The 3,548-nt window shown below is 69.8% G+C and carries 3 protein-coding genes; all 3 read left to right on the plus strand.

Translation table 11 applies throughout. The features are described 5' to 3' along the window. Positions 1-1,165 precede the first annotated feature (1,165 nt). Complete coding sequence (locus ACZ5ID_RS36935; protein ID WP_468907175.1) at positions 1,166-1,396, plus strand: hypothetical protein; 231 nt, start codon at positions 1,166-1,168, stop codon at positions 1,394-1,396. Positions 1,397-1,488: 92 nt separating this feature from the next. Next, a complete protein-coding gene (locus ACZ5ID_RS36940) occupies positions 1,489-2,307 on the plus strand; it encodes a sigma-70 RNA polymerase sigma factor region 4 domain-containing protein (RefSeq protein WP_468907178.1) in 819 nt (272 codons plus the stop codon). Next, positions 2,304-3,155 (plus strand): hypothetical protein, encoded by an 852-nt coding sequence (locus ACZ5ID_RS36945; protein ID WP_468907181.1) that lies wholly within the window; start codon positions 2,304-2,306, stop codon positions 3,153-3,155. Before ACZ5ID_RS36940 ends, ACZ5ID_RS36945 begins: the two co-directional genes overlap by 4 nt. Positions 3,156-3,548 lie beyond the last annotated feature (393 nt).

Raw genomic sequence — 3,548 nt, forward strand, 5'->3', positions numbered from 1 at the left:
GGCCCGCGAGCTGACCGGAGAATCCACACCAACCTGGCGAATCGAAACAGACATCCCACTCACATCCGCGTGAACACTGATCAGATGCTCTCTTAGGGAAACTACCGCATCCCTGGCATCGCGCTATACCGACGCGGTCCCGCACAGGCGCGTTGTTTTCCAGCCGGCATCGGACCGTCCTGCCCTTCCTCTGCCCGCCAGGAACCTGGACCACTCCACGCAGGCACCCCCCCTCCCTGCCCACAACACCGCTGGCAGACAGCCCCGTGTACGCCTGCAGCCCGCGCTGAACCAGGCCTCCACATATCTGAAAGGCCCGTGGCGTCACCCGCCAACACCCTGCCCCCGGTGCGGCCCGGGACGGGCCGCAAAGCAAGCAGCAAACGAGCGCATGCGTCTTTCCGTGCGCCCCCACGATGCCTCAACACAGCAAGATGCGCCCTCTTCGCAGGCAGGCAAGCAGCCACGCGACAGGGGCAAACCTCAATTGCGAGCATCGATGGCATGCGCGAGAAGAGCCCAGGGGCGGGGTGGCGGCCCGGATGACGCTCGCGCAGAAGAGGGCGCATTCGCGGGCCGGAGGCAGATTCCACGCTCCAAGGAGCCGTGTCCGCCCAGCTCGATGGCGTACCGACTCTTGTCCGCAGGGCTGCCTCCGGCTGGGGGCCCGCCGCGGGACGGGCTCGAGGGGAGCAGGGGAGCCTGCGGGTTGCCGAATGGTGTGCGCTGGTGTGGTGGCAGTTTCGGGGCCGTCCGCTCTCGCCCGGCTTTCAGTGGCGGCCGGGCGAGAGCGGTGCTGCGCGCTCCCCGGTACTTCGGCACGGGAGCGTGCGCTTCCGGATGGAAGCCGACACCTGTGAGGGGCGTCTGTTCCATTGGCGGTGCTGGGCGACGGGATTGCAAGGAAAACCGGGAACTTCCCCCCTGACGGGCGCTGATGAGGGCTTTTCTGTTCCGGAACGGTCGTGTGTGTGAGTGGGGTGGGCGGCGTACGGACGCGATTGTTCCGTGATTCCATGATCACATGGCGTGACAACTCGCTGGGGGGCCATGCTGGTTGGCCTCTCCCGGTGTGTCGGCTGGCACCCGTGTGCCGGGGGTGCCCGCGGCTTCCGGATGGGCCGTCGGGGAGTGTGCCGACCCTGCCAACCTGAGGGAAGTGCGGATGGTACCCAAGCAGATTGTGATCATCGCGTGGACGGTGTTCGCCTGGAGCGCGGTGATGGCCGCGCTCGGCCAGGCCGCCGCGATCGCGACCCTGGCCCCGGCCCTGGTGCTGACGGTGCAACAGATCGTTCAGGCGGTCCGCGCCCACCAGGCGCCCCGCGTGCAGGGTGACGAGCCGCCTGCGCCGCGCACCGTCGCCGGCTCGGGTGAGGGGGGCGGCGCCCCGTGACGACGCCCTTTGAGCCGCCACCCATGCCCGTCCCGCCGGAGAGACACTCCGCTGGGCGGCCTGGGCGCAAGCTCGGTCCGATCGCGGAGAGCGTGGGAAGCGCGCACCGCGCGTGGCTGGAGCCGATGCGTGTGCAGTACCGGGGGAGCGGGCTGACACTGAGCGAGCTCAGTGTGCGGGTCTGCCTGGCGAAGTCGAAGATCTCCGAACTGCTGCGCGGGATCGGCCTCTACCCGCGCTGGGAGATCGTGCTAGGCATCTCCCGGGAACTGGACCTGCCGGACTGGCCTTTGTACCGGCTGTGGAAGCAGGCCGCGCTGGAGGCCAGCAAGACCCGCGAGTGGGTGGAGGGCTGCAGTTCCAGATCCGCTCTCACTACCACCCATGCGGCAGCCCCTTTGGACCACCGCGCCTTCCGTGAGCTGGTCGCCGACGGCTACCAGCAGTACGCCGGGGTCTTCCTCGACACCGAGCAGAGCGACGCCGCTGTCTCGGACTCCTTCGACATTCTCTGGCTGCGCTGGAACGACGCCCTCGCCAGCTCTGACACCCGCCGCTTCGCCTGGGAGGTCCTGCGCGCCACTGTCATGACCCGCACCCCCCACATCGACGGCCGGCCTGAATTCACCAGCGTCGCCTTCGACACCGTCGCCGTCAGGTCCCTGACCAGCGAGAGCGAACGGCTGGACCAGATCGCGGAATCCCTGGAGCTGTTCAAAGCGATGAGCCGGCTGCCCGAGACCCAGCTCGACGTCACGGTCCTGCGCCGCCTGTGCGGCATCTCCCAGAAGAACACCTCCGCCCTGATGGGGATCGCACTGGCCACGGTGCGCTCCAGTGAACGCCATGCCGAGCATTTCCTGCAGGGCATCCTGTGCCCGCCGCCCGAGACCGAAGGGAACCCCGTATGACCTGCATCGACCACATCCTGTCCCGGGCGCTGCTGGTCCGCGACCGCCAGGTACCCCGCGACATCGTCCCCCCCGCCCCACCCGCAAGCAACGGCGACGACGTCTCCGCCGACACGGCCGGTCCCCGGGAGGCTGCCGAAGACCTGCGGGCCCTGTGCGAGACCCTGGTGGGCTACACACCCGCCTGCGAAGTCGCCACCTTCGTCACCGACCAGGTCCCCGCACCCCGCAGCGCACTGGTCCTGGCCTGTGTCCTGCAGCTCACCGACACTCCCGACGGCGCCCGCTTCTGGTGGGAGTACGCCGCCGGCGCCGGACAGGCCGCAGCCGCCTACTGCCTCTACCTCCACCACCTCGCCCTGGGCGAAACCGAGGCAGCAACCTGGTGGTACCGCCAGGCCGACGGCCCCTCCACCCCATCGGACGGTCCAGCTCCGCGCGTCGGCGCCAGCCCGCCCCCTGCGGTCAGGCAGTGGCATGCGGACAATCACCGCGTCTCCAGCGCGTCGACCACGACGATACTGCGCGTCCTGCGCCATCTTGCGAAGTGCGTGGAGCGTCCCCGCACCGCCGTGGTGACCGAGCTGATGACCTACGTCCCCACCGCCGTGGCCACCGGCTACCTGCGCGAACCGGAAATGGACCTGCCGATGCCCGGCCCCGGCTTCGCCCAGCAGATCCGCACGCTCCTGGAGGCGGCCGCCCACCGGCCCCCCGTTCCCAGGTCCCTGCCCGCCCGTCCCACGGCTTCGGCCCGCGCCTCCGCCAATCCCGGCCATGACGCCCCGTCCCCGGCACTGACGCCGGGGCAGCCGGTCCGCCCGGTCGGAGAAGCAGCCGCGCGCTGAGACAACGGACCGTGATAGCCCACGGTGTCGCGGGACTGCAGCACACCTGCGGTCCCGCGACAGCGCAGCCCTGCCCGTCGGCTCCCCGCTGGGCCCCTGGTGCATGGAGCCGGCTCCGCTTGCGTCCCCCGCGGCTGAGGGCAGAGCCGTGAGGGGGTCGACTGTGATGGGGGAGAATCTTGTTCCTGTCTGGGCTGGGTTGCTGGTGGCGTCGTGGTCGTGACAGCACGTAGTGGATCTCCTGGGGGTCAGGGCAGAGCGATAGCACGGTGGGGGAGCAGGGCGGCAGGTGGGGTGAGGGGGCTGGGGGTGGGGTGGGGTGTGGTGAGGAGGCGGGTGAGGAGCAGGCCGGTGGAGGCGTTGCTGAGTGCTGTGGCCGCGCGGATCAGATCG

This window comes from Streptomyces sp. NPDC031670 (assembly GCF_055580545.1).

Coding starts and splice junctions, on each gene's coding strand:
- ACZ5ID_RS36935 (WP_468907175.1), top strand. CDS start 1,166: ATGGTACCCAAGCAGATTGTGATCATCGCGTGGACGGTGTTCGCCTGG.
- ACZ5ID_RS36945 (WP_468907181.1), top strand. CDS start 2,304: ATGACCTGCATCGACCACATCCTGTCCCGGGCGCTGCTGGTCCGCGAC.